This is a genomic window from Prosthecobacter sp. (genome assembly GCF_044222565.1).
Taxonomy (GTDB): domain Bacteria; phylum Verrucomicrobiota; class Verrucomicrobiia; order Verrucomicrobiales; family Verrucomicrobiaceae; genus Prosthecobacter.
Genome location: NZ_JBGANA010000006.1, coordinates 1 through 25,033 on the forward strand (window position 1 = coordinate 1; position 25,033 = coordinate 25,033).

Consider the following 25,033-nt stretch of genomic DNA (forward strand, 5'->3'; position numbering starts at 1 on the left):
CAGGGTGCATGTCCCTGTGGACCGACCACCATTTCCACGCCTGTTGGTGAAACAGCATCACATCTGGCTTACATCCAGAAATCGAGGGGGCAGCACCTTCACGGGCGACCAATTTTATTCCGGCGTGCAGCACAGGCCATGACCGTGCCTTGAACCAGCACCATGCCCTGCGGGCTTGCCCCCGCTGCTGGAGACGGCTGCACCACGGTGATCTCGCATCATCGTCCGTGCTGCTGGGAGCGGCCCTTTAACCGGGGCCGCTCCATTTCATTCCCACCCTCAATCCCAACTCCCACACAAAAGAAACTCCTCCCATGAAAAACAATGACGTATCCGAGCGCGTCCGTCATGCGCTCACCCGCCTCGAAAAAGAAAAGAATGTCCGTGTGCTCTATGCCTGCGAAAGCGGCAGCCGCGCCTGGGGTTTTGAATCCCAAGACAGCGACTACGATGTGCGCTTCCTGTACGTGCACCGTCGTGAATGGTACATGTCCATCGAACTGGGCCGCGATGTGATCGAGCAGCCCCTGAGCGATGAACTCGACGTGAGCGGCTGGGAGCTGCGCAAGGCGCTTCGTCTCTTGCGCAAAAGCAATCCGCCGCTCCTCGAATGGATGAAGTCGCCTACGGTCTATCATCACGACCCGGTCTTCACCCATGAGTTCGGCGAGCTGACGGAGATGTTCTATTCTCCGCGGCGCTGCTTCGCGCACTACCTGCACATGGCCTACGGCAACTGGAAGGATTATTTGGAGGGACGCGATCAGGTCAGCCTGAAAAAATACCTCTACGTCTTCCGTCCTCTGCTGGCCTGCCGCTGGATCGAGCGTTCGCTCGGTCAGGTGCCCATGCTCTTTCAGGAGCTGGTGGATGCCGTGCTCGAGGAACGCGAAATCCGCGTGGCGCTTGAGGCCCTCGTTGCCCGCAAGCGCGCAGGCAAAGAGCTCGGCAAGTCCGCGCCCGATGCTGTGCTCTCGCGTTTCATCACCGCGGAACTGCAGAGGCTCAAGGCGCTGAGCGATCCCGAAGACAGCCTCGGCGATCTTGATGAACTCGACCTCTTCTTCAGGCGATACGCGCTGAAGAACTAGCAGGGCACGCATGCCTGCACTCGCAGCCTGGGGGGAGCGTTCCTCCTTCCAGGCTGCCATTTTCACTTCAAGAACGAACACCGCTGCCGGGAAGTACGTGCCGGGATGTCATGCACACCATCCAACTCCACCCCGCATCCCATGAGCGAACTCCTCAGCAAATCCACCGTCCTCGTGCTCAACCGCAACTGGCAGGCCATCGGCGTCAAAACGCCGCTGGAGGCCTTTGGCATGATAGCCACCGGCGCTGCGACAGCTCTCGACATCGAAACTGACGGAAACATCCGTCCGGTGACATGGAAGGAGTGGCTCACCCTTCCCGTGCGTGAAGGGGACAACTCCATCGGCACCGTGAACGGTCTGGTGCGTGTGCCCTCCGTGCTGGTGCTGGCCCGCTATGACAAGGTGCCGAAAAAGCGGCCCAAGTTTGGCGTGCGTGGCATCTGGGAGCGCGATGGCGGCCTGTGCCAGTACACCGGCCGCAAGCTGCGCCCGCACGAAGGCAACATCGACCACATCGTGCCGCTCTCCCGTGGCGGACCCACGTCCTGGGAAAACTGCGTGCTGGCGGACAAGCGCGTGAACAGCCGCAAAGGCAACAAGCTCCCTGAAGAAGCCGGCCTGAAGCTGCTGCGAAAACCAGCCGTGCCACGCGAACTGCCCGTCACGAACCTGATCCGCAACACGCACCAGGTGCGCGACTGGGAGATGTTTCTGGGCAAATAACCACTGCCGCCGGGGTGCCTCCACCCCGGCGGCTTTTTGCCTATGCTGGCGTAGAAACCGCGCGGGGAAACAATCTTGGCACTTGGCAAACGGCCAGGACTCGCCAGCATGCTGGTCCAACATCAAGGAACGAACACCCCGAGTGTGAGTTCCTTCGTGCCGAAATTCCAAATTAGGAGCTATGCATGAATGAAACGTTGACCAAAACGACCGTACTGGTGCTGAATCGGCACTGGCAGGCCATCGACTCGAAAACGCCCATTGAGTCCTTCAGCATGATGGCGGCGGGCAATGCCACAGCGCTCGATATCCACGCTGCCGGAGACATGAGACCCGTCACCTGGGAGGACTGGCTGAAGCTCGAAGTGCGCGAAGGAGACAACAGCATCGGCACCGTTCATGGGCCGGTGCGTGTGCCCTCCGTACTCGTGCTGGCCCGTTTTGACAAAGTGCCCAAGCGCCGCCCGAAATTCTGCGCCAAGGCCATCTGGGAACGCGACGGCGGCATGTGCCAGTACACGGGCCGCAAGCTGCGACCGCATGAGGGGAACATCGACCACATCATCCCCGTCTCCCGCGGCGGCCTGAGCAACTGGGAAAACTGCGTGCTGGCGGACCGCAAAATCAACAGCCGCAAAGGCAACAAGCTGCCGGAGGAAGCCGGCCTGAAACTTCTGCGCCGTCCCGCCGTGCCCCGTGAAATCCCCGTGACCCACCTCATCAAAAACCACCACCGCGTGCGCGACTGGGAGATGTTTCTCTCCGGAGCGACGGGAGTGTTTGAGGTGTAAACTAAAAGAGGGCCCCTCTGGTCCGTCCTCGGTTTGAATGAAGGGGCTCAGGATGATCCCTCTCCTGAGTTCATGTAAACCTCTTCAGCTTGTTACGCACCCACCGCATCGACGGCCGCTCGATGCCCACTGAGATCAGCCATGCGAGCAGCACCATGGCACCGATGGTAACCCCAAGTCTCATCCACGCATTCGTCGTCACGGCACCCAGCGCATTCAAGAGCACCAGACCGATGTTTTGATGAATGAGATAAAGTGGATACGAAATGGCTCCGAGAAAAACGAGCGGCTTCATATTGAGGAACGGCAGCCAGCCTGTGGTGGCGAGGTGTAAGATGAGCGCAAAGCCCGCCACGAGCGGGAAATGCAGCGGAAAGGCCGCCTTCCAATACGCGATGGCCGCGCAGGCCAGCAGCACCAGCGTGTGGCCCACGCTCCACGCACGACGGCGGTGGGAATCATACAAGATCATCCCGATGCCGAACAGGTGTATGTAGTCGAGGCTGGTGACGGCTTTGATCTTTCCGGTGAGGCGGTAGAGCGTCGAATCTGCGCTCCCATGCGTCAGGATGCCATGCGCTGCCGCAGCCGCCGCCAGCCAGAGCAGCAGCACGGGAATGGTGACCTTTTTGAAAGCACCAAGCTGATGCAGAATGAGCATGGCGATGTAAAAGAGCAGTTCGAACTCCAGCGACCAGTAGGCACCATCGATCATCTGCGCCCGCACAAATCGCGGCAGCATGGTGATGTTCCAGAGCGCATCGCGTGGCGTCACCTCCATGCCCGGCAGGCCCCAGTTTGCAGTGATAAGCAGCGTGATGGCAGCACAGGCCCAGAAGGTGGGATAAAGACGTGAAAAGCGCCCGATGGCAAAATGTGTGGCCGAGCGGGCGCGATCCAGCGTCATGAAAATGACGAAGCCGCTGATCATGAAAAACAGGTCCACCCCTGCCCCGCCATGCGCGAACTGGAATGGAGGGTCGTAGAGATGAAAGGTCCAGTTTTTTGCGATGCCGCTGGTGAAGTGAAACAGCAGCACCGCCATGGCGGCGATGCCACGCAGGGCGTCCAGTTCGGAGATTCGCAGCGTGGGATTGATGGACTTCATGGCAGGGCGGCTGAGAGCTTCAGCACAGGGGTGAGCTCGCGCGTGAGCACGACGTAGCCCGCCTTGGAGAGATGCAAATGATCCTCCTGGAAGAGCTGCAGGCGCTGGTTGCCATCGGCTTCCAGGAAAGCGGTGGAAAGGTCGTGATATTCCACCTGCTTGACCTCTTTGAGCCGGGCATTGATTTCCTTGATCCATGGGCGGATGGGCGAATCAGCCTCATACACTGGCAGCAGGCCCAGCAGCACGATGTGCGTGGCAGGATGACGCAAATGGATGCGGTCCACGATGGTTTCGATGCCTTTGGCGGTATCGGATGCGGAGAAGTGTCGCCAGTAATTGTTGATGCCGATCATGAGGACCACCGTTTCAGGCGCCGGGCCTTCCAAGATGCCGTGGTCGATACGCCAGAGGACGTGCTGGGGGCCTTCGCCGCCGATGCCGAAGTTGAGGGCTTTGGCCGGGGCGATGCGGGTTTCCCAGATGGTTTTGTCCCAGCTTTCGGTGAGGGAGTCGCCGAGGAAGAGTATCTTGGCCTGGGATTGCTTCATAGTCTCGGCCTGCTGTTTGACGACGCCTTCCCAGTAGGGCGTGGCGTCACGCTTCGCAGGCTCCCAGGGCACCTCTTCCGCATGCATCCACAGGGTGGAAAAGCACAAAAAACCTAGAAAATATCGAAAAGGTGGCATTACAACCCAAAAGCTAAGCTCCAGCGCTCGGGAGATCAAGCGGCGGTGCGGCAATAAAGTAGTCCAGAGCTTTAGCTCGTTCTGGGTGGTTTGGGGGCTTTTCAGAACGAGCTGAAGCTCTTAACTACTTTCGTATTCGCGCACGATGGCCCCGAAACAGGCCTCCTGGCTGAAGCGGGATTCGGCGATTTGGCGGTGGTTTGAGGGGCGTCCTTTGCCACAATCTGCCGCCCATTGCGCGATGGCGCTGGCAAATGCGTCGGGGTTCTCCTTGGGTGCGGACCAGCAGTGAGAGAGGCCCATCTCGGTGAAGTCGAGGTTTCCCGGCACCTGGCTGAGGATGACGGGCAGGTCGCAGGCCAGGGCCTCCAGGACGGCGAAGGAGAGGCCTTCGTAGCGGGAAGTGAGGATCATGCCGTCCAAGGCCTGATAAAACGACAAAGGCTCGGACAAATAGGTCTGGCGGACGATGCGGGAACGGATGCCCAATTCGCCAGCAAGTGTGTCGGATTCGGCAAAAAGTTCCCCATCGCCGAGATGATATAGCCACAAATCGGGGCGGGCTTGGGAGGCCTTGGCGAATGCCCGGTAAAGGGTCAGGGGGTCTTTTTGGAATGCCAGACGGCCCACGGAGCCGAGCAGGATGGCGTTTTCTGGCACGCCAAGGGAGGTGCGGATCTGCTGCCGCTTGGCCGAATCGGCGGGCTGGAAGCGGACGCAGTCCACGGGGTTGGGGATGAGGCGGAGGCGGGACTTGGGAATGTGGAGGGTGTCTGAGGCGAATGCTTTTTCGCCTTCGGAGAGATTGATGGTGGTGCCGACGCGGCCCAGGAGGGTTTCGACAGAGTTGAAGACCCTGGCTTTCATTCCGCCTTTGCCAGAGAGGCCGTAGTAGGCATGCGGGGTGTAGAAGATGGGCTGGCGAATGCCGAGGAAGGGCAGCGCGCGGGCGAGGGCGCCGGCTTTGGAGCTGTGGGCGTGGATGACGTCTGGCCGGGCCTGCTGCACGAGTTTGCGCAGCCGGAGGATGGCTCCCACATCGCCGGGGCCGGGGGCGTTGCTGACGGCGAGGTTGGTGGTCATGCCGCCGGCAGCGGAGACTTTGGCGACCAGTTGAGTGAGGCGGTCGGAGCCGCGGACGTCTGAGTAGGCGAGGTGGACGCGATGGCCGTGAGAGAGCAGAAACGACGCGAGGGCTTCGACGTGCCGAAACACGCCGTCCACTCCAGGCTCAGTGACTAGAAGGATTTGCATCAAAGACACACAACTTAGCACCATTCAGCAGGCACGTGAAAGCACGGATGCAGTGAAAGGTGTCTGCCACGCGCTCCCCTGTTCCGCAGGAAAAGAGCTACTCTTCGTCTTCGGCGGCTTTGCCACCAAGGATGATACCGCGTTTGGTGGAGGCCACGAAATCGGTGAAGGCGGCGGCTTCGGGGGAGAGGTCGCCGGTGCGGAGTTCTTCGACGGCCTGGGCGTTGTTCAAGCCGGAGCGATAGACCTTGCGGAAGGCCTCGCGAAGGGAGCGCATCTGGTCGCGGGAGAAACCAGCGCGCTGGAGGCCGACGATATTCAGGCCGCGCGCGCGGGCAGGGTTGCCATCGGCGGTGCAATAAGGCGGGATGTCCTGCACGACTTTGGCGCAGCCGCCAATGATGGAGCGGGTGCCGATGCGGCAGAACTGATGCACGGCGGTGAGGCCGCCGATGATGACGTGATCCTCCACCACGACATGGCCTGCGAGGGTGCCGTTGTTGGAAAAGATGACGTGATTTCCCACGATGCAGTCGTGCGCGATGTGGACGTAGGAGAGGAAATTGTTGTGGCTGCCGATGATCGTTTTGTCGCCAGGAGAGGTGGCGCGATGGACGGAGCAGAACTCGCGGAAGGTGTTGTTGTCTCCCACTTCGAGCCAGGTGGGCTCGGCCTTGTACTTCAGGTCCTGGGTCTGCTGGCCGATGGAGCCGTAGGCGAAGAACTTGTTGTTCTTCCCGATCTTGGACGGCCCCATGACGGTGACGTGGTGCTGCAGCCAGCAGCCGTCTCCAAGCTCCACGTCCGCGCCGATGATGCAGTAAGGTCCGATGTGGACGTCTGCTCCGATCTTGGCGGAGGGATCAATGATGGCGGTCGGATGAATCGAGGCTGGCATGCGTGAGTCGTCTGTCTTTTAGCGGTCCACCACGCTGAACATCAGCTCGGCTTCAGAAACGACCTGGCCATTGACGCTGCAGCGGCCGATGCCGCTCGCGATGCTGCGCTTGGTCTTGAGAATTTCAGTTTCGATGATGAGGGTGTCTCCGGGAAGGACGGGGCGGCGCCACTTGACGTTGTTGGCGCTCATGAAGTAGCCGATCTTGCCCTGATTGCCGGGCATGCGAAGGAGAACGATGCTGGCCACCTGGGCCATGGCCTCAAGCTGCAGCACGCCGGGCATGATGGGGTGGCCGGGGAAATGGCCCTGGAAGAAGGGCTCATTGATGGTGACGTTCTTCATGCCGGTGCACTTCGACTCGCCTTCGAAACCGATGATGCGGTCCACCAGCAGGAAGGGATAGCGGTGAGGCAGGATGCTCATGACCTCGTTGATATCGAGGACGGCTTCGCCGCCGGGGATGTTCACCGGGGCGGGCACCATGCTGCGCATCTGATTGTACTGCGCGACGATGGCGCGGGCCAGTTCCGTATTCGGGCCGTGGCCGGGACGCACGGCGATGACGTGGCCGAGGATGCGCTTGCCGGAGAGCATGAGGTCGCCGACGATGTCGAGGATCTTGTGGCGCACGAATTCATCGGCAAAGCGCAGGGGCTGCTTGGAGAGGAGCGTGTCGCCGCGGATAACGACGGCGGCTTCGAGCGTGCCGCCTTTGATGAGGCCCTTCTCCATGAGCGGGGCGATGTCCTCGTAGTACACGAAGGTGCGCGCGGCGGCGATTTCCTTTTCGTAGGTCTCGGGGGTGATCTCGGTGCTGAAGTACTGCGTGAAGCGTCCGCCGGGGCCGACGTTGGTGCAGGAGATGCGGAATTTTTTGTCGGGAACGATCGTGAGGATGGTGCCGTCGCGGGTCTCCTGGTAGATGGGCTCGCGCACTTCGAAGAACTTGCGGGCCTCCTTCTGCTCCTGCAGTCCGGCGGATTTGATCAGCTCCACGAAGGGCATGGAGCTGCCGTCGGCGATGGGTGGCTCGTTGGCGTCCATCTCGATGATGGCATTGTCCACGCCCATGCCCGCGAGGGCGGAGATGACGTGCTCGACGGTGTGCACATTGACGCCGCCTTCGGAGATGGTGGTGGCGCGCTCGACCTTCTGGACTTTTTCGACGAGGGCCGGGATGAAGGGTTTGTCCTCCAAGTCGATGCGACGGAATTTGAAACCGAAGTTTTCCGGGGCGGGCTGGAGGGTGAGGGTGACCTGTTCGCCGGTATGCAGCGAGGTGCCCTTCATCGAGACGGGCTTGGCGAGAGTGTGCTGTCGGTCAGAGGCGGCCATAGGCTGGGAAGCGTGTTCGTTAGCGTCGTGCCCCGGCAGGGTCAAAGGGAAATGCAGGGGCGGGTGTCCCGTCTTTGGGCTAGGGACGGCCCACCCTGTTGGTGCGGCACCTTCGCAGATCAGGGTGGTGGTCCCTTTGTAGCGCCTTTTGTGGGAGGCATAGGCGGGCCAAATGGGTCAGTACCCATCGCAGGCAAGCGAGACGGATCGTCACTCGTGGCAGGGAGACCTGGCTGCCCTATTGCCTCCCGGATGTAATGCGCGGTGTGGTTGATCACACGTTCCTCGCCGGGCTTGAGAGTGACGCGAAACTCGATGGTCTCCGCGTCTGTTTTCTTAAACTCAGCGTTGTGGGCGAGGTGAGAGCGTGTGGGATCAGGATGATCCCACTCCTGCCGGAGCCGCTGCACTGAGAGCTTTCTGCGGGCGAAGCACAGACCCGTTTTCAAAGGAGCGTGCTGTAAGAGGATGCAGGGCGTCTGATTCAGCGGTGGTCTGATGCGGCCTTACTTCTTGCCGATGCACCAGAGGTTCTTGTAACCGCGGATGAAGAGCTGGCCGTCGCTGACAGCGATGGAGCCGATGATTTTTTCGCCGAGGGAGTTGGTGGAGAGGAGTTCGAACTTGGGGGCGGCTTTGAAAACGAAGCAGTCGCCGATCTGATTGGCGGCGTAGCATTTGCCGTCGGAGCTGAGGACGAGGGAAGACCAGTTGTTGCCTTTGAGGCGCTCCTGAAAAACCATCTCGCCGGTCTTGAGGTTGCGGCATTCGGCGATGCCGCCGTCGCTGAGGATGTAGTGGTAGCCGGCATGCACGACGCCGCTGCCGATGCGCTGGCTGACTTTGGGAAGCTGCCAGACGCGGTTTTTTTCCGTCACATCGCCAGAGCCACCAGCTTTGACGGCGAGGGCGGCGCCGTTGTAGCCGCTCATGGCGATCATGACGCCATCGGCATACAGAGGTGAGTTATAGACGAGGTCGGTGAGCCCGGCGGAGGTCCAGAGTTCTTTGCCGGTGAGGGGATCGAACGCGCAGGCTCGGCGTGGAAAGCACATGAGCAGCTCATTGCGTGCGCCGACTTTGCGCAGGAGGGGATCGGCCCAGGAACCGAGCCATTTTTTGCCCTCCCCTTCCCCGGATGCTCCGCCGGGTTCTTTGTGCTGCCAGAGGGTTTTGCCGGTCTTTTTGTCAAAGGCGTAAAGGACGGTGTTTTCGCCAGGTCCGAAGTTCAGAAACACGCGGTCGCCCGCGAGGACTGGGGAGGTGCCATTGCCCCAGATGTGGTGCTGCTTGCCGAGATCGGTGCGCTTCCAGAGTTCCTTCCCTTCCATGTCGTAGCAATAGACGCCGGCGGAGGCAAAGAAGACGATGATTCGCTCGCCATCGGTGGCGGGCGAGGCGGAGCAGTAGGGATTGGTGCCGTGGGTGAGCTCGGGCTCCTTATAAGTGATGCCCGCCTCCCACACTTGCCTGCCGGTCTTTTTGTCAAAGCAGAGCAGGAGGCGCTTTCCCTCCTTTTCGATGGCCTGGGTGATCAGCACCTTGTCTCCCCAGACGACTGGGGTGGAGTTGCCACGGTCTGGCAGCGCCACTTTCCACACGACATTTTCCGTCTGGCTCCATTTTTCTGGCAGGCTGGACTCAGTGGTGGTGCCGTCTCCATTGGGGCCGCGCCACATGGGCCAGTTTTCGGCATGCAATGTGGTGAGCGGACCCAGGGCGAGACTCAGCAGAAGGACGAGTTTCATGGGAGGGAGAGGTTGGAATAAATGGCGGTGCTATTTGGAGGCGACCTTGTAACCGACATAAGCGGTGGAGCTGATGCCGAGGAGGGTGGTCAGATAAGGATCGAAAGTGGGCATCTGCCAGTCGGCGAGACTTTGCCAGATGAAGACGAGACCGAGAACGGCATTCCACACGAGCAGCTGCAGGCGTGAGATTTCCGCCTGGCCACCTTCGGACACGATGTCCTCCAGGAAACTGCGATGGGGAGCAGGGGCACTGCCACCGACAAAGGAAGAGGCGAGCAGGGTGCCGCCATTGATGCCGAGGAGGAGAGGCGCGGAGCCGGAGAGCACATCCATCTGGGCTTTCATGGCCCAAAGGAAGAGGTAGCAGCCGGTGCAGATGGCAAGCCACCAGGCGAAGACGACGCGGGAGGCGCTCCAGGGGCTTTTCGTCCAGTCGGTGATGACGGGATCATTTTCCGGAAGGGCGGCGCGGAGAGTGCCGGTCTGCATGGAGACGAGGATGATGAGCCAGAGCACGCCGGCCAGTGCGGCCCAGGCGATGGAGCGCATGAGCACGGGACGCAACGGGAGCGTGACGACGCTGTCGTGCTCGAGCGTGCCGCCATTGACCACGGTGGCCATTTTGAGGGAAGTGACTTTGCCATTGTCGTCCGATGTACGCATGGCGACGGTGATGGCGGCCTTGCTGTCCACGCCATATGTGGACACGAGATCGCGCCACTGCTCCTGCTCCGTGCTGGAGGGTGTGAGGCGGCGGAAGAGCAGGATATTGAGGGTGTCGTCCTCGGTCTGGCCTTTGAGCGTGCCGGAGGCAAGGGTGCTGTGGCCTTTGGCATCCGGCTTCATGCTGGTGAACTCGCGCCCGCCGATGGTGAGGCAGAGATTGCGCCGGCTGGACTCGAGCCATGACTGGAACTTGAGCTTGTCATCCCGGAGCTTCTGCTCCCAGCGCATGCCGCGTTCCGCCAGGAAGCGGGTGAAGGTGTCCAGATTGTGAGAAAGGGTTTCGGTGATTTTAAAGCTGCCGAGGAGCTCGGGCTTCTGCTGCACATATTCGAGAAGCCTGCCCTGAAAGGTGAGCATGCTGGCGGTGACGGTGACGGGAGCGAGCTCAGGGCGCTTGTCCGTCTGGCCGTGCACATCCGCATCATTGAACATCTGCTCCAGCGAGGCGGGTTCGGGCACGCCCGGCTTGCCGATGAGGCGGGGATCAACGATGATCTCGCGCAGCCATTTGCGGAAGCCAGCCTCCTGGGCTGCGCTCTGGACGCGGCCCTTGTTGGCGCGCAAAGAGAGGTAGGTGCGGTAGGTGGCAGGAGTGAAGCCGGAGTCTTTGAGGAGGGCTTCGTTTCCCTCCGCGCGGTCCATGAGCCAGCCGTCAAAGTTGCGCACCCAGACGGTGAGCATGGGCGGCATGAACACGCCGCGCGCGCCGTCCATCTGCTCGCCTTTGTCCGCGCATTCGCCGAGGCGGGCGGCAAAGACGACCTGAGAGGGAACATCGGGTCCCACGGGCACGACGATTTCGCCGAGGGGCTTGATGATGATCATGCCGCTGTTAAACAAGGCATGAAGGCAAAAGACGAGCAGCGGGACGGTGATGAGGGCGAGGAAGCTGAACTTGGGATTGAAGGTGCCGGGCGCGAGGAGAACGCGCAGGCGCTGGATGAGCTCAGTGAGACGCTTGTTTTTGACACGCACTCCCGAGGGCGGAGGAAGAACGGCAGGTGGGGGCTGCGGCGCAGGCGAGGGGGATGGCGAGGGCGTCACGTCGTTGCTCATGGGATGTCGAATCGTGGATGGGGTCGTGTTACTGCCAGTGGTGCAAAAGGGTCTCTGCGCCGAGGCCGCCCATTTCCTGCAGCAGGCGGGCCACCTCGGCCTGGAAGACTGACAGGTCCGGCGCGGTCATGGCAAGCCTTGTTTGTGGAAATATCACGTAGGTCACAGAGACATCATCGGCCGCGCTGTTTCGCCCGGAAGCTTTGGGGTTGATGGCCTGCGCGACTCTTTGCGAAGCCTCGCCCATTTTGGCATCGCCCCCGGTGTCTCCAACGACACAGGGATACACTTTGCCACCGGCGATGACGGCGACGAAGTCCCCCACCTGCACGCTGAAGGGCTGCTTCAGGCGGTCCGGCCAGGTCTGCGGGACGACGATGAAGGGATCAAGAGAACCGACGAGGGAGCGGCGCGTGCGGAGGTCTTCGTCGTAGTATTTGGCGCGGCGGTCGAGGCTGGAGATCGTTTCATCAAGCTGCTTTTGCAAGGACTGCCAGATGTAGCCATGATCCTGAGCGGCCTCCTGGGAGACCTGCTGACGGAAGCCGCGCAACTTTGAAAGGGTGTCTGCATAATACTGCACGAAGGGATTGGCAGCACGCTGGCCGGCCGACTGAGCCCAGGAGTAGGCGAGGAGGGGCTGAAAGCTGCGGGAGATGCGCGCATCATCGTAGTCCTGCAAACGGGAGAGGCGCACGGGGTCGGTGCCGTCTGTGTCCACGTCCATGTCTGACTGAAACAGGACTGCTTTGCGACCGGTGGCCGGAGAGGTGAGATGGAGCACAGTGGCGCAGTCGAAGTAGTCATCTGTGCTCATGATGTCGCCGTCCTTGATGGCGCTGATCTTGGCATCATAGAAAGATTTAAACTTGGGAGAGACTTCTGCGCTGCTGAGGAGTCCGGCCAGCTGCGGGAGGGCTGAAGAGAGGCCGGGGTTGAGCTTTTCGAGTGCTTCGATTTTCGTCAGTGGCCGAGGGCGAAGGACCGAGACGGTCTTTTCGACCTGGAGGTAGGCGGGTGAAGTGGATCTTTTGACGGGCAGAGATTCGGTATCGCCCACGACCCATGCGGGAAGGCCTGGGGTTGCCACAGTCTCCTCCTGCGGCTGCTTTTTGGAGCAACCGAACAAGGCAAAGAGAGACAGCAGCATAAAAAGGGAACGCGGCGTGATCATGGAGGTGATGAGAGGGGAAGGCAGCGCATGCTTCGGTCTGTTTGGTGCTGACGTCGATGCAAAACAGATGTTCTTGATCATGCGGGCTTGCACATGAAGGCAGCAACTTTGTAATTTCACCCGCACCATGGAGCACGCGAACCGAATCCTTCTTCTAGTGGCCAGCGCCGTGGCCTATGCGTTTGCCTTTCCTCCCTATGGCTGGTGGCCGCTGGCGCTGCTCAGCGTGGGAGTGCTGGCGGGCCTGCTGCATGGAGCGCGTCCGGTGCACGGGCTGATGACCGGCTACTGGTGGGGCATGATCGCTTTCGGCACGGGCCTGTCATGGCTGTGGCAGCTCTTCGGGCCGTTTAGCCTTTTGCTCTGGGGCATTCTGGCGGTGTTCCCAGCGGCATTTGGCTGGCTGGTCTGCATGGCGCAGCAGCGCGGGGTGACCGCAGGGTGGCGGCTGGCATTTTTCATCGCCGTGGCGTGGACGGGAACGGAGTTTGTGCGCTGCGAGGTGATGCCGTTGAAATTTCCCTGGATGCATCTGGGACTGGCGCTGGAACCGTGGCCACTGGTGTCAACGGTGGGCGTGTACGGCCTGGGGTTTGTCTGCATGCTGACTCTGGCTGCCGCGCTTTTCAGAGCGAAGGCAGGCTGGGTGGCGTTCGGAGGGCTGATGATCGTGCAATTTGATGCGTTGGTGGTTTCGGAGCGCGTTCCGGGACCGTCGCAGGTCAAGGTCGTCGCCGTTCAGGCCGAAGGAGCTGCCACGGGGACTTACATGTCGCTGGCCAAAGAGGCGGCTGCTGATGACACGGAACTCATCGTGTGGCCGGAGTACACGATTCCCATCGATGTTCGCAACGTGGCCAGGAGCGAGCTGGAGAAAGTACAGGCGTTTGCCAAGGAGCGCAGGGCACTGCTGGTATTTGGCACGCAGACGCGGCTCGAAGGGCCTAAGTGGCAGAACACGGCGCTGACGATCGACGGCACGAGCGTGCTGGGAGAGCATGGCAAGAACCATACGGTGCATTTCTTCAACGATGGCGAGCACGGCAAGACCGCGCTGCCGGTGGTGACGTCGCTGGGGAGGATCGGCACACCGATTTGTTTCGACTGCGACTTTCAGGATGTGGTGAGGCGGATGACGCTGGAGGGAGCGGAGTTTTTTGCTGTGCCTTCCATGGATGCCGCAAGCTGGTCGGAGCGGCAGCACATCATGCACTCGCAGCTTTTCCGGGTGCGTGCCGCGGAGAACCAGCGCGGCATGGTGGTGGCGGCTTCGTCCGGAGTATCGCAGATCATCGACTCTCACGGCAGGGCCTTGAAGTCGCTGGGTGCGATGAAAACGGGAAGCCTTGGCGGAACGATTGAGCGGCGGACGGAGCTGACATTTTATACCAGGCTGGGCTGGCTGACTCCATGGGTGGCGCTGGTTGCACTGGTGATCTGGACGACCCTGTTATTTTTTGGAGCGCGGAGGCCAGCGCGTGCCGTCGGTTAGGTTGATCTCGGCGGCCGGGTGGTTGGGTTGAAAATTGGCGCCGCTCAGCCGGGCAGCCGTCGCGGCATCGGGAGGAGGCACCTTCTCCCCTGCGGCGAGCGTCTTCTGATGCTGCTGCAGGAAGGCGAGCCATGCATCGCGGATGGAGAAGCGCTGTTCGCGGGTGTAGTTGGTGCTGCCACCGCTGCCGGAAGAAGCAGGAAGGCTGACGGTGCCGCGAATCAGGGAGCTGATGGCGGTGTGCATGCATTCCTTGTCGGGAATGGCGCCGGCCCAGGCCTGCCAAAGAGGCAGTCTGCCGCCGCAAGCGAGAGCAGCATGATGGGCCGCACCTTGCAGGAAGCTTTCGTGCTCGAGTTCGACGATCTGAGACAGAGGGCGGATGAACTCCGCTCGCTTGGATGCGCCTGCGGTTTCACAAGCAACGCGGAGCACCCGCAGGTCGTCATCATCGAGGGCCTTGAGCACCACCTTGGCAGCAGCATCATTCAGCGGCTGCGGAATGGCCTGCAAGGCGCAGACCTTCAGAGCGGGAGGACCGTACGCCACAGACTCTAGCATGCTGTTCTTCCACTGTTCACCCTTTGGCTTTGGCACCTCTTGGTCCGCGAGCTGGCGCAGCCAAGCCACCTGGCGCGCGTTGCCTCCATCGCCGCTTTCCAGCCGCCAGCCGCGTTTGCGCATGCCATCGAGAATTTGCAGCAGAACCCCTTGTGGCCCGGGGAGGTCCAGGGAATTCGCCTTCCACCCCGCAGGCAGCTTGTATTGTGATACCATGGATTGCTCAAGAACGTCCAGCACCTGCTGCGCGTGCTCGGGGCGTGCGCGCGATTGCAGAATCTGGGCGGCGATGCGCACAACAGCCGTTGATTCGTGCCATAGAAGTTTGAGGGCAGATTGGAGCAGCGGCTTTTCAAAACGGTCGTCCCAAGAGGCTGGAAGCAGCGGGTCGATCTGATATTGCGATCCCCAACTGAAGCCTTGCGCGGGTTCGCTGCCGTCTTCAAGAGAAGGCAGGCGGCGTAGTATCTGAATGGCACTGGTTTCAACGACGTCCGCAGAAGCATGATCGAGCAAGTCCAGCAGAGCTTGAGAGGCGTTCGGTGTGGTGATCTGGCCGATGCCCTTCACGGCAGACTTTGCTCCGGCTCTGGCATGTGGAATGAGGAGAGGCAGGAAAAGCGGATGGCGCAGTACGCAGAGCGTCTTGTCCAGCTCCATCTCGAGTTTCAGAGCGTCCGAAGTGTCTCGGGGTGGGATGGCGGGCTGGCGTGCAAAAGCGGCATCGATGTATCGCTTTGCTTCGTCCTCGGTTGGCAGCACGACTTTCACCGGCGCCTTCGCGACGGGGTGAGGATGCAGCGGATCGAACTTCCAGCCGAGATCGTGCCCGGCAGTGATGGTGTAAACTCCCGCCTGCTGAAAGCTGACGTAGCAGTCGAGGGGAAACGCGACCTCCGCACTGGCACCGGGAGCGATGGTGACTGGAACCGAGATGCCGCCCCCGCCAAAGCCATAGGCCTCACGAGGCAGTTCCATGAGCAATGTGCCTTCAGCATCATGCACACGCACCTTCAAGCGCTGCGGGTAGCCGGTGCTGCGGTAGTCACCTCCGGGATGGATCTCGACGGGTTTCTTGCCGTCATTGTGCACGACGAGCGCGGCCGGGATTTCCTGACCGAGAATGACAGTCTCTGGAAGGCGGAGGGTGAGCCGCACATTGGGCGGAACCCTTTCCTTCGACGGCCAGGACCGATCCAGCGGCAGCGGGTCCTCGGCAAACAAGGGCATGCAGACACCGAACAGCAGGAGCAGCACGAGGTTCATTTTCATGATGAACCTCAGGATAGCGGAGGTGCCGGGGCACCTGTCAATGCTCTGCTTCAAGCAGAACCGCCTGACTGCGGGCATTTTCGTTCTTTGAAAATGCCGCAGCCAGGAGGTGACAGACGCAGATCAGTCTTCGCCGCCAGCGGCGAGCTGGGCGATGACGTTGATGTCTTCGAGGGTGGTGGTGTCGCCTTTGATGAGTTCGCCGGCGGCGATCTGCTTGAGGAGGCGGCGCATGATTTTGCCGGAGCGGGTCTTGGGCAGGGCGGCGGCGAAGCGGACTTCATCCGGAGTGGCGACCGGGCCGATGACTTTGCGGACGTGCTTCTTCAGCTCTTCGCCGAGGTCGCGGTTGGAGGTGATGCCTTCCTTCACGGTGACGAAGCAGACAACACCCTGACCTTTCATTTCATCCGGACGACCAACGACGGCGGCTTCTGCCACGGCGGGGTGGGAGACGAGGGCGCTCTCCACTTCGGCGGTGCCGAGGCGGTGACCGGCGACGTTGAGCACGTCGTCGATGCGGCCGATGATCCAGAAATTCCCCTGCTTGTCGCGGCGTGCTCCGTCGCCTGCGAAGTACCAGCCTTTGAAGTCGCCCCAGTAGGCGTCCTGGTAGCGCTTCTTGTCTCCCCAGATGCCGCGAAGCATGGAAGGCCATGGCTTGCGGATGACGAGCTTGCCCTGCTCATTGACGCCGACTTCCTTGCCGAGGTCATCGACGATGGCGGCATCGACCCCGAAGAAGGGCAGCGTGGCGGTGCCGGGGGTGGTGGGTGTGGCACCGGGGAGCGGGGTGATCATGTGGCCGCCGGTTTCGGTCTGCCACCAGGTATCGACGATGGGGCATTTGCCGCCGCCGACTTTGTTGTGATACCACATCCAGGCTTCCGGATTGATCGGCTCGCCGACAGTGCCGAGGAGACGGAGGCTGCTGAGGTCGTGCTTCTTGAGCCACTCATCTCCCCACTTCATGAAGGCGCGGATGGCGGTGGGCGCGGTGTAGAACACAGTGACGGCGTATTCTTCGATGATCTTCCAGAAGCGGTCGTTTTCAGGCCAGTTTGGCGCGCCTTCAAACATGAGCGAGGTGGCGCCGAGAGCGAGCGGGCCATAGACCATGTAGGTGTGGCCGGTGACCCAGCCGATGTCCGCGGTGCACCAGTACACGTCGTCGTCGCGCAGATCGAAGACGTATTTGCAGGTCATCTGCGCATGCAGGAGGTAGCCGCCGGTGGTGTGGAGGATGCCCTTGGGCTTGCCGGTGCTGCCGCTGGTGTAAAGGATGAAGAGGGGGGACTCGGAGTCCATGGCGACAGGGGCGCAATGGGAGTCCACGTATTCCAGCTCACGGTGCCACCAGACATCGCGGCCTTCCTCGATGTGCACATCCTGGCCGGTGCGCTTGAAAACGATGACGGTTTCGACCGGGGTGTCCTTGGCTTTGAGGGCATCGTCCACGTTCTTCTTCAGAGGAACGACGGCGCCACGACGGTAACCGCCGTCCGCAGTGATGACGATTTTGGCGCCGCAGTCGAGCACACGGTCCTTGATGGACTCCGCGCTGAAGCCGCCGAAGATGACGCTGTGCATGGCGCCGATGCGGGTGCAGGCGAGCATGGCGATGGCGGCCTCGGGAACCATGGGCATGTAGATGATGACCCGGTCGCCTTTCTTCACCTTGTTGCGCTTGAGCACATTGGCGAAGCGGCAGACTTCACGGTGGAGCTGCTGATAGGTGAGGACGCGCTTCTCCCCGGGCTCGCCCTCCCAGATGAGAGCGGCCTTGGTCTTGCGCGGGCCGGCGAGATGACGGTCGAGGCAGTTCTCGCTGACGTTGAGCTTGCCGCCGAGGAACCATTTGGCGTTCGGGCACTTCCAGTCGAGCACCTTGGTGAAAGGCTTGGTCCAGTGCAGTTCCCTGGCCTCACGGCCAAAGAATTTCTCAGGCTGCTTCACGGACTCCTCGTGCATTTTTTTATACTGCGCCATCGAGCTGATGCGGGCCTTTTTGGAGAACTCGGCGCTCGGTTTGAAGACGCGGCTTTCGGTCATCAGGGACTGGGAGCTGCCGCCGGACTTGGCGGCGGGTTTGGCGGCTTTTTTGGGGGAGGGTTTAGCGGCGGCTTTCTTGCTCATGGCTGGGTGGGGTCGGCGGTAAGGAGGCGCTGACTAGAAGCCGGAGCCGCCCGTGCGCAAGGCGAAGCTGCATCCGCCGGCCATGAAGGGGCGAAGTTCGTCTTGCCACAACGTGCCCAAGAACTACGATAGATGCCTCTTTCGCCATGAACCCCCTGCGTCACAGCCTGATCCTTCTCCTCGCGGCCATCGTCTGCACCCGCGCCCCAGCCCAGCAGACCTCGTTTGGCGTTGTGGCCAGCGTGGACGGGGTGCCGATCATGTCGTCCGAGGTGGCGCAAAGCATCCGGGAGCGTGAGCAGATGCTGATGTTTCAGCTCCAAAATGATCCGGCCCGTCTGAAAAAGGAACTGGCCGCCGTGCGCGCGGGCTCGCTGGAAAACCTGATCGACCGCGAGATCTTGCTGGCTGAGTTTCGCAAAATGGGCGGCGTGATCAAGCCGCAGTACATCGACGAGCAGATCAACACCATCATCCGCGACGTGTTCAAAGGAAACCGGGACGCACTGGTGGATGAGCTGGCCAAGGTGGGAACCTCGATGAAAAAGTACCGCGAGGAGCAGGAGAAGATGTTTATCATGACCGTGATGCGCCAGCGCCACTCAGGCGAGCACCCGCCGGCCACGCCGCGCGAAGTGCAGGAGTACTACGACAAGAACGTGGACAAGTGGCGTGAAGGCGACCAGATCAAAATCTCCACCATTACGATTTTGAAATACGAGACGGGATCCACCCCCGAAAAGCAGCGGAAAATAGCGGATGAGCTGCGCACCAAGATTCTGCAGGGCGCGGATTTCGGGCTGATGGCAAAGACTTTCTCCAAAGACAGCCACGCCGAGAGCAATGGCGCATGGGAGTGGATGTACAAGACGGACCTGCTGCCCGCGATCGCCGATGCCGCCATGAACCTGAAGACAGGCGGCATCAGCCCCGTGCTGGACATGGAAACCAGCTACGTCATTGTCTCGTGCGATGCTAAGAAGCTCGGAGCAGCGCCGCCCCTGGAGCAGTATCGCGCGGAAATCGAGCGAATGATCAACGCCGAAAAATCCAAGGCAAACATCGACCGCTGGATGGAGAGCGTGCGCAAAAAGCATGTGATCAGACGTTTCGTGCCAACCACTCCAACATCATCCGCCACAGCCCAATGATCCAGATCGTATTCAATGACATCAGCGCTGCCGAACTCTCGCACCTGCCCACACAGGTGCAGTTTCACCTGCTGGAGGCGCTGAACATTCAGCCCGCGGACATTGAAGAGACGATCCTGGCCAGGCGCTACGGCGTGCTGGAGCGCAGTGGCAAAAAACTCTACCGCTGCCGTGCGGGAGACCACCGCATCTACTTCGCCATCGTGGAAGGCAATGTGCGCGTGCACCGGGTGCTGCACAAGAACACCCTCACGGATTTCCTTTTCCGCAGCAACCTGCCGGGTGGCGGCGAAGACGAGGCGCTAAGCCAGTCGAAGAGCTTCTGGCACCTTATTGATGAAGGCGCGAAGACGTTGAAGGTGGCGTAGAGGAACGACGAATGCAGAAAGACGAATTTCGTCGCGTTGCGCTTTGATCGTTCGTTATTTCAGCCATGCTCACTCTCGATGCCCTTTTGTCCGATGAAACCCTGCGGCAGCAGGAGTTTCCGGTGATCAAAGACAGCCTGTTCCTCGGCCATGCCGGTGTCACCATTTTGCCACGCCGTGTGGCGAAGACAATGCAGGACTACCTGGAGCACTGCAGCCTGCGCATGCAGGAGTATCCCGAGGCGTGGAAGGCCGTGAATGAAACACGAGTGGTGGCTGCGGAGTTGATCGGCGCCAAGGCGAGCGAGATCGCGCTGATCGGACCGACCTCGGTGGGCCTCAGCCTGGTGGCCAACGGTCTGTCGTGGCAGGCGGGCGATGAGGTAGTGAGCTATCTGGATGACTATCCTGCCAATGTGTATCCGTGGACGGATTTGCAGCGCCATGGGGTGGTGCTGAAGCATCTGAAGCCAGCAGCCCCCGGAGAGATAACGCCGGAACTGGTGGAAGCCGCGCTGACGCCGAAGACGAAGCTCGTGGCCCTGGCGTCCTGCCATTTCCAGAGCGGCTACCGCATCGAGATCGACCGCATCGGCCGCATGCTGCGAGAACGCGGGATATTGTTCTGCCTTGATGCGATTCAAACAGTGGGTGCGTTTGAGACGCGGGTGGATCATGTGGATTTCCTCTCCGCGGATTCACACAAGTGGATGCTGGGACCGATGAGCGCGGGGATCTTTTATGTGCGCGAAGAGCTGCAGGACCTGCTACGGCCGAGCCTGCTGGGCTCCTGGAACGTGCGCAGCCCGAATTTCATCGCGCAGGAGGAGATCGCCTTTGAACGCGGTGGCCGACGCTATGAACCGGGCGCGCTAAACATCTCCGGAATTCTCGGCATGAAGGCGGGCATTGATTTGATTTTGGAGATTGGAATTCCAGACATCAGCGCACAGCTTTTGAAGCTCAAAGCGAGACTGCATGCAGGATTGCAGCCGCAGGGATTTACCTTCCTGGGGCCTGACCCGCACAACAGCATCAACGCTTCGGCAATTACGACGGTGCAGCATCCGCAGCGTTCGCTGGAAGAGGTGTCGCAGAAGCTTACGGCGAGTAACATCGCGACGTCGCTGAGGCACAACCGCGCGGGTGAAATGCTGCTGCGGTTCAGCCCGCATTTTTATAATACGGAGGGGGAGATGGAGCGGGTGGCGAGGGTGATGGGGGAGGTGGGGTAATTACCACCACCTTACAACCATCAGGCTGGGATAAAATACAGAGATCATCATCAGCAAAATTCCCAAGATGATGAGCGGATAGCGGAGCTTTCCTGTTGAAGCACCGCCTGCGGCTCTCAAATCGATCAAGCCGCAGATCAGGAAAGCAATGGCACCCAAATGCCAGATGCCATTAGCATGTCCGCCCAGACTAAGATAGAAGATCGCGTCATCGGCACTCAGTTTTGAGGTGATGTCACGGACGGACTCATGGCTTAATCTTGCAGCATCTTGGGAAAACAGCGGCAGCATGGCTGCGCGGACAATCATTTGAAGCAGGGCTGAAACCATGAATCCCAATGGCGCGAGAAATCCAAATTGCCGCTTCGCACGAAGCGCCACGATGAAGCCGAGGGTCAGGCTGATCCCCATGACTCCGGCGATAAGCAGGCTGATTAGATTGTTCATGACGGCGTGACCGGATGAGACAGACCAGCCAGCAGCCGTCTCGCCTCGGCTTTGAGAATGCTGAGCATGGAATTCACCTGCACAAAGTCATGCAGCTCTGCTTCTTCATCCGCAGACAACGTGCCTTCACGCCTTCCCGCCGCGAGGCAGTCGTAACGCTCCTGCGTATCATCATCGACCTTCAAAGCGACAAGCTCACGCGCCAGTTCGTGGCTCATGAGCTCGCTCATTGGACGCAACATGCGTTCCAGGGCCGTGGATTCAAAAGCGGCGATCATGCACCAAAGATGCAGGAAGGTCGAGGGACCTCAAGGCTGGAGTTTGCCCGGATGAAGCTGCGGGTGGGCTGGAGGACGTCATATACGATAGGCGCTGGATTCGCATGGAATTCCATGTTTAATTCAAGTCATGTTCCAGTTCGCAGGCTTCTCGCATACCTTCGGCATGCAACTCTGGAGGTGGGAATGATTGTGCGACAAGTCCGGTGGTTCCCGCTGCACCGCTTCGCGGTTTCGCTTCACCACCGGCTATATCTCTCTGCTCCTTCCAGGTGCCAAAGCCAGGAACTGCCTAAGCGATGGGGAGACTGAGCACCTGCCCGCAGACCTGTCACGCTTGATGGAGGCCTCGATCATGCATCACCCTACGATGAATGGGAAAGGGTGGGCTGCTTCCATGTCCTCGAAGCGGGCACGGCGATGTTTTCCGTACTTGGGAATGATGATGAGGGAGCGGCCTGAGACACCGAGAACGTGAGGGCCGTAAGGGCCGGTGTTTCCGGGTCTTTCATTGGGGTCATCCAAGGACGGGGCGTTGCCTGATCCTGGGAACAGCGGAATTTTGACGCCACGGGCGCTCCACCAGGACTCTTCTTTGTGAAAGACGAAGTACATTTCGTGGGAATCGACGCCCGTCACGATCCATTCGTAGATGAGGATGAGGGAAGAGTCTGGGGAAGACCAGAGGCGAAAGTTTCCCTCGAATCCTGGCGGAGATATCCGACTGGGGAATTTCGCGAGTGAGCTGCCCTTGGCATCGCGAAGCTCGTAATAGGAGGTCGTGGAAAAGGAAGATTCGCTTTTGATTTTGATCCCACATTGAAGCTTCACCGTGAGTCCGCCGCCAAGCTGAGCCGCAAGTTTTTGGACAGGGACTTCTGAAGCTTTCGCTGCAGACAGCTCCGGCGGGCTGACATACTCCAGCTTGGACTGGAGGCACCAAGTTTCAAAATCCAGGCGTTGGGTAGCCTTGGGTTTTGTATCTGAAGCACAGGAAGACAGCAGCAACATGCAGGCGAATCGCGCCAGAAATGTCGTCGCTGTTTTCATTGAAGAATTGAAGCGGATCAGCGCCTCACCGTCGCAGGCAACGACTTCTCCAGCGCCGAGAGGATGGCCGTGTGAGCTGCATCGACTTCGGGAGTTTCGAGGGTCTTGTCAGGGGAGCGGTAGGTGAGGGTCCAGGCGATGGATTTGCGGTCTTTGGCGATCTTGGTGCCGGAAGGGTCGCTGAAGACGTCGAAGACTTCGGCGCAGACGAAGAGCGGGTGCTTCTGCGTGGCGAAGAAGGCGGCGACTTTGGCGTGAGGGAGGTCGGCGGGGACTTCCATGGCGACGTCGCGGGTCATGCCGGGGAAGCGGGGAAGCTCTTCGAATTTGGTGGGTCCGGTGCTGCCCTGGCGCAGGGCGCTGAGGAGAAGCTCGGCGACATAGACGGGGTGACGGGCGCTGATTTCGCGCGCACGGGCAGGATGCAGCTGCGCGATCCAGCCGAGGATGCGATTGCCGGAGCGGAGTTCGCTGGTGAGGAGGAAGTTCGCGGGATTCTCCTTGGCGGGGCGAACTTCAATAGGAGTGCGGGTGAGATTCTGGATCTGGCCGACGAGTTCGTGAATGTCCGCAGGCGATGTCTCGCGACCGTGCCAGCTCGAGGGTGCCACAGGGCCGCTCAGGAGGACAGCGAGTCGCTCTTCTTCACGGCTGCCACCTTTGGGCAGGGCGAGGAAGACGCGGCCAAGCTCGAAGAAGCGCAGGCGATGGAGGCCTTGGCGGATGTTGAGAGCAGCGGTGGCGATGAGACCAGGAACGATGCTGGGGCGCAGGGTGGTGTGGTCTTCGCTGAGCGGGTTTTTCACAGCCACGCCTTGTCCGCCGCCGAGGCTGTCGGCGAGCTGGGCATCGGCGATGAGGCGCAGTGTTTGGGCTTCGAAGAAGCCACGGCTGGCGAGGGTCTGGCGCAGGCCCATGGCGAAATCATAGGTGCGGTCCGCGGCCTCGACGGGCGATGCGACGGCGGCCTGGCGCGAAGGTACGCGATCAAGGCCGATGACGCGGGCGACTTCTTCCACCAGATCGACAGAGCGCTGCAGATCGAGGCGATAGGTTGGGATGGTCCAGAGGCTTTCGTCCGTCCCGGAAGATTTCAGCGTGAGGCCGAGCTTGGTGAGGATGGCGTGGATTTCATCGCTGCTCATGTCGGGCGTGCCGAGCAGGCTGCGAGCGCGCTTTTCATCGAGTGTGACTTCACCGACAAGAGCGGGTGCTTCGCCTGCAACGTGAACGACGTCTTCGGCGGTGCCTCCAGCGATTTCGAGGATGAGCTTGGTGGCGAGTTCGGAACCGCCCTGCACCTGCTGGGGATCGATGCCACGCTCGAAGCGGTAGCTGCTGTCGCTGCTGAGGCCGAGGCGGCGTGAGGTGCGGCGGATGCCGCTGGGTGCAAAGTAGGCGGCTTCCAGGAGCACATTCACGGTGACTTCAGTGACGCCGGTTTCTTCACCACCCATGACGCCGGCGATGGCGACGGGGCGCTGGCTGTCGGCGATGACGAGGTCTTCGGATTTGAGTTCGTAGGTCTGGCCATCGAGCGCCAGGAATTTTTCGCCCTCAGCCGCCATGCGGACGGTGATGCCGCCATTCAGTTTGTCCTGATCGAAGCAATGGAGCGACTGGCCCATCTCCATCATGACGTAGTTCGTGATGTCCACGATGCTGTTGATGGGACGAAGGCCGATGCTCTCCAGACGAAGACGCAGCCACTCGGGGCTGGGGCCGACTTTGACGCCTTTGATGATGCGGGCGGTGTAAAGCGGGCAGGAGGCCGGAGCTTCAAGCGTGATGTTTGAAGTGGCTGGCTTGACCGGAGTTGCGGCCTTGGCGTAGTCGCGCTGGCCTTTGAGGGGCAGGCCGGTGAGGGCCGCGAGTTCGCGGGCAAGGCCGAGGTGGCTGAGGAGGTCCGGGCGGTTCGGCGTGATCTCAAGATCGAACAGCACATCCGCGGGATAGAGCTTGTTAAAGACGGTGCCGACGGGGGCATCTGGCGAGAGGATGAGAAGGCCGCCATGGTCTTCGCCAAGGCCGAGCTCCTTGCCGCTGCACATCATGCCGAGAGAATCGACGCCGCGCAGATTGCCTTCCTTGATGGCGAAGCCGCCGGGAAGAACGGCCCCAGGAAGTGCGAGAGGGACCTTGTCTCCGGCTTTGAAATTCTTCGCGCCACACACGATCTGGCGCGGCTTGCCGCTGCCATCGTCCACCTGACAGACGCTGAGCTTGTCCGCTTTGGGGTGCTGCTCGAAAGATTTGATCTGCGCGACGACGACTTTGTCTGTGGAAACGCCACGCTCTTCGATGCCTTCGACTTCGACACCGGCGAAGGTGAGGAGATCAGAAAGCTGCGGGACGGTGTAGGAACTCAGGTCGAGGTGAGTGCTGAGCCAGGAGAGGGAAACTTGCATGATGCGGTACGGGTCAAAGGGTCAAGGAATGGT

21 protein-coding genes are annotated in these 25,033 nt (G+C 60.7%); 7 read left to right on the forward strand and 14 right to left on the reverse strand.

Translation table 11 applies throughout. The features are described 5' to 3' along the window. The first annotated feature begins 314 nt into the window (after window positions 1–314). The 3 genes from ACILSR_RS10370 to ACILSR_RS10380 all read left to right on the forward strand — a co-directional run bounded on the left by ACILSR_RS10370 (window position 315) and on the right by ACILSR_RS10380 (window position 2,608). Window positions 315–1,091: a nucleotidyltransferase domain-containing protein gene (locus tag ACILSR_RS10370; RefSeq protein WP_395749694.1), complete on the forward strand. Its 777-nt coding sequence runs from the start codon at window positions 315–317 to the stop codon at window positions 1,089–1,091. A gap of 141 nt (window positions 1,092–1,232) precedes the next feature. Then, window positions 1,233–1,817 carry an HNH endonuclease gene (locus ACILSR_RS10375; RefSeq protein WP_395749695.1) on the forward strand — a complete coding sequence of 195 codons (585 nt, stop codon included), beginning with the start codon at window positions 1,233–1,235 and terminating at the stop codon, window positions 1,815–1,817. 185 nt (window positions 1,818–2,002) lie between these two features. Next, window positions 2,003–2,608, forward strand: a complete 606-nt coding sequence (locus ACILSR_RS10380) for an HNH endonuclease (RefSeq protein ID WP_395749696.1) — start codon at window positions 2,003–2,005, stop codon at window positions 2,606–2,608. 70 nt (window positions 2,609–2,678) lie between these two features. Here the strand turns inward: ACILSR_RS10380 and ACILSR_RS10385 are convergent, their stop codons facing one another. From ACILSR_RS10385 to ACILSR_RS10420, 8 genes are all read right to left on the reverse strand, one after another. Then, window positions 2,679–3,716: an acyltransferase family protein gene (locus ACILSR_RS10385; protein ID WP_395749697.1), complete on the reverse strand. Its 1,038-nt coding sequence runs from the start codon at window positions 3,714–3,716 to the stop codon at window positions 2,679–2,681. Beyond that, window positions 3,713–4,354 (reverse strand): GDSL-type esterase/lipase family protein, encoded by a 642-nt coding sequence (locus ACILSR_RS10390; protein ID WP_395749698.1) that lies wholly within the window; start codon window positions 4,352–4,354, stop codon window positions 3,713–3,715. The genes ACILSR_RS10385 and ACILSR_RS10390 overlap by 4 nt, the downstream gene beginning before the upstream one ends. 171 nt (window positions 4,355–4,525) lie before the next feature. Further along, window positions 4,526–5,659: a glycosyltransferase gene (locus tag ACILSR_RS10395; RefSeq protein WP_395749699.1), complete on the reverse strand. Its 1,134-nt coding sequence runs from the start codon at window positions 5,657–5,659 to the stop codon at window positions 4,526–4,528. Between the two features lie 97 nt (window positions 5,660–5,756). Next, on the reverse strand, window positions 5,757–6,557 hold the full coding sequence (gene lpxA, locus ACILSR_RS10400) for an acyl-ACP--UDP-N-acetylglucosamine O-acyltransferase (protein WP_395749700.1): 801 nt from the start codon (window positions 6,555–6,557) through the stop codon (window positions 5,757–5,759). A gap of 18 nt (window positions 6,558–6,575) precedes the next feature. Then, window positions 6,576–7,895: a bifunctional UDP-3-O-[3-hydroxymyristoyl] N-acetylglucosamine deacetylase/3-hydroxyacyl-ACP dehydratase gene (locus tag ACILSR_RS10405; protein ID WP_395749701.1), complete on the reverse strand. Its 1,320-nt coding sequence runs from the start codon at window positions 7,893–7,895 to the stop codon at window positions 6,576–6,578. Between the two features lie 506 nt (window positions 7,896–8,401). Then, window positions 8,402–9,643, reverse strand: coding sequence for a PQQ-binding-like beta-propeller repeat protein (locus tag ACILSR_RS10410; protein ID WP_395749702.1), 1,242 nt, complete (start codon window positions 9,641–9,643; stop codon window positions 8,402–8,404). Window positions 9,644–9,673: 30 nt separating this feature from the next. Beyond that, window positions 9,674–11,428 (reverse strand): hypothetical protein, encoded by a 1,755-nt coding sequence (locus ACILSR_RS10415; RefSeq protein WP_395749703.1) that lies wholly within the window; start codon window positions 11,426–11,428, stop codon window positions 9,674–9,676. Between the two features lie 28 nt (window positions 11,429–11,456). Then, window positions 11,457–12,602 carry a glycoside hydrolase family 75 protein gene (locus ACILSR_RS10420; protein WP_395749704.1) on the reverse strand — a complete coding sequence of 382 codons (1,146 nt, stop codon included), beginning with the start codon at window positions 12,600–12,602 and terminating at the stop codon, window positions 11,457–11,459. Window positions 12,603–12,729: 127 nt separating this feature from the next. Here ACILSR_RS10420 and ACILSR_RS10425 point away from each other — a divergent pair, with 127 nt between their 5' ends. Next, a complete protein-coding gene (locus ACILSR_RS10425) occupies window positions 12,730–14,094 on the forward strand; it encodes an apolipoprotein N-acyltransferase (protein ID WP_395749705.1) in 1,365 nt (454 codons plus the stop codon). Here the strand turns inward: ACILSR_RS10425 and ACILSR_RS10430 are convergent. Together ACILSR_RS10430 and acs are read right to left on the reverse strand one after the other, a co-directional pair. Then, window positions 14,053–15,927, reverse strand: coding sequence for a hypothetical protein (locus ACILSR_RS10430; protein WP_395749706.1), 1,875 nt, complete (start codon window positions 15,925–15,927; stop codon window positions 14,053–14,055). The genes ACILSR_RS10425 and ACILSR_RS10430 overlap by 42 nt on opposite strands. A 123-nt stretch (window positions 15,928–16,050) precedes the next feature. Next, entirely contained in the window at window positions 16,051–17,979 is a 1,929-nt protein-coding gene (acs, locus tag ACILSR_RS10435; protein WP_395749969.1) for an acetate--CoA ligase, read from the reverse strand. Window positions 17,980–18,209: 230 nt separating this feature from the next. On the opposite strand from acs, the gene ACILSR_RS10440 reads away from it, so the two are divergent. From ACILSR_RS10440 to ACILSR_RS10450, 3 genes are all read left to right on the forward strand, one after another. Next, entirely contained in the window at window positions 18,210–19,214 is a 1,005-nt protein-coding gene (locus ACILSR_RS10440; protein WP_395749707.1) for a peptidylprolyl isomerase, read from the forward strand. After that, complete coding sequence (locus tag ACILSR_RS10445; RefSeq protein ID WP_395749708.1) at window positions 19,211–19,582, forward strand: type II toxin-antitoxin system RelE/ParE family toxin; 372 nt, start codon at window positions 19,211–19,213, stop codon at window positions 19,580–19,582. Before ACILSR_RS10440 ends, ACILSR_RS10445 begins: the two co-directional genes overlap by 4 nt. A 65-nt stretch (window positions 19,583–19,647) precedes the next feature. Further along, on the forward strand, window positions 19,648–20,817 hold the full coding sequence (locus ACILSR_RS10450; RefSeq protein ID WP_395749709.1) for an aminotransferase class V-fold PLP-dependent enzyme: 1,170 nt from the start codon (window positions 19,648–19,650) through the stop codon (window positions 20,815–20,817). Here the strand turns inward: ACILSR_RS10450 and ACILSR_RS10455 are convergent, their stop codons facing one another. From ACILSR_RS10455 to pheT, 4 genes are all read right to left on the reverse strand, one after another. After that, on the reverse strand, window positions 20,818–21,264 hold the full coding sequence (locus tag ACILSR_RS10455; RefSeq protein WP_395749710.1) for a hypothetical protein: 447 nt from the start codon (window positions 21,262–21,264) through the stop codon (window positions 20,818–20,820). Next, window positions 21,261–21,542, reverse strand: a complete 282-nt coding sequence (locus ACILSR_RS10460) for a hypothetical protein (protein ID WP_395749711.1) — start codon at window positions 21,540–21,542, stop codon at window positions 21,261–21,263. The genes ACILSR_RS10455 and ACILSR_RS10460 overlap by 4 nt, the downstream gene beginning before the upstream one ends. 360 nt (window positions 21,543–21,902) lie before the next feature. Further along, complete coding sequence (locus ACILSR_RS10465) at window positions 21,903–22,553, reverse strand: hypothetical protein (RefSeq protein WP_395749712.1); 651 nt, start codon at window positions 22,551–22,553, stop codon at window positions 21,903–21,905. Window positions 22,554–22,609: 56 nt separating this feature from the next. Then, on the reverse strand, window positions 22,610–25,000 hold the full coding sequence (pheT, locus tag ACILSR_RS10470) for a phenylalanine--tRNA ligase subunit beta (protein ID WP_395749713.1): 2,391 nt from the start codon (window positions 24,998–25,000) through the stop codon (window positions 22,610–22,612). Window positions 25,001–25,033 lie beyond the last annotated feature (33 nt).

Coding starts and splice junctions, on each gene's coding strand:
- ACILSR_RS10465 (WP_395749712.1), bottom strand. CDS start 22,553: ATGTTGCTGCTGTCTTCCTGTGCTTCAGATACAAAACCCAAGGCTACC.
- ACILSR_RS10440 (WP_395749707.1), top strand. CDS start 18,210: ATGAACCCCCTGCGTCACAGCCTGATCCTTCTCCTCGCGGCCATCGTC.
- acs (WP_395749969.1), bottom strand. CDS start 17,979: ATGACCGAAAGCCGCGTCTTCAAACCGAGCGCCGAGTTCTCCAAAAAG.
- ACILSR_RS10450 (WP_395749709.1), top strand. CDS start 19,648: ATGCTCACTCTCGATGCCCTTTTGTCCGATGAAACCCTGCGGCAGCAG.
- ACILSR_RS10420 (WP_395749704.1), bottom strand. CDS start 12,602: ATGATCACGCCGCGTTCCCTTTTTATGCTGCTGTCTCTCTTTGCCTTG.
- ACILSR_RS10385 (WP_395749697.1), bottom strand. CDS start 3,716: ATGAAGTCCATCAATCCCACGCTGCGAATCTCCGAACTGGACGCCCTG.
- pheT (WP_395749713.1), bottom strand. CDS start 25,000: ATGCAAGTTTCCCTCTCCTGGCTCAGCACTCACCTCGACCTGAGTTCC.
- ACILSR_RS10375 (WP_395749695.1), top strand. CDS start 1,233: ATGAGCGAACTCCTCAGCAAATCCACCGTCCTCGTGCTCAACCGCAAC.
- ACILSR_RS10445 (WP_395749708.1), top strand. CDS start 19,211: ATGATCCAGATCGTATTCAATGACATCAGCGCTGCCGAACTCTCGCAC.
- ACILSR_RS10370 (WP_395749694.1), top strand. CDS start 315: ATGAAAAACAATGACGTATCCGAGCGCGTCCGTCATGCGCTCACCCGC.
- ACILSR_RS10380 (WP_395749696.1), top strand. CDS start 2,003: ATGAATGAAACGTTGACCAAAACGACCGTACTGGTGCTGAATCGGCAC.
- ACILSR_RS10430 (WP_395749706.1), bottom strand. CDS start 15,927: ATGAAAATGAACCTCGTGCTGCTCCTGCTGTTCGGTGTCTGCATGCCC.
- ACILSR_RS10405 (WP_395749701.1), bottom strand. CDS start 7,895: ATGGCCGCCTCTGACCGACAGCACACTCTCGCCAAGCCCGTCTCGATG.
- ACILSR_RS10415 (WP_395749703.1), bottom strand. CDS start 11,428: ATGAGCAACGACGTGACGCCCTCGCCATCCCCCTCGCCTGCGCCGCAG.
- ACILSR_RS10460 (WP_395749711.1), bottom strand. CDS start 21,542: ATGATCGCCGCTTTTGAATCCACGGCCCTGGAACGCATGTTGCGTCCA.
- ACILSR_RS10410 (WP_395749702.1), bottom strand. CDS start 9,643: ATGAAACTCGTCCTTCTGCTGAGTCTCGCCCTGGGTCCGCTCACCACA.
- ACILSR_RS10395 (WP_395749699.1), bottom strand. CDS start 5,659: ATGCAAATCCTTCTAGTCACTGAGCCTGGAGTGGACGGCGTGTTTCGG.
- ACILSR_RS10455 (WP_395749710.1), bottom strand. CDS start 21,264: ATGAACAATCTAATCAGCCTGCTTATCGCCGGAGTCATGGGGATCAGC.
- ACILSR_RS10390 (WP_395749698.1), bottom strand. CDS start 4,354: ATGCATGCGGAAGAGGTGCCCTGGGAGCCTGCGAAGCGTGACGCCACG.
- lpxA (WP_395749700.1), bottom strand. CDS start 6,557: ATGCCAGCCTCGATTCATCCGACCGCCATCATTGATCCCTCCGCCAAG.
- ACILSR_RS10425 (WP_395749705.1), top strand. CDS start 12,730: ATGGAGCACGCGAACCGAATCCTTCTTCTAGTGGCCAGCGCCGTGGCC.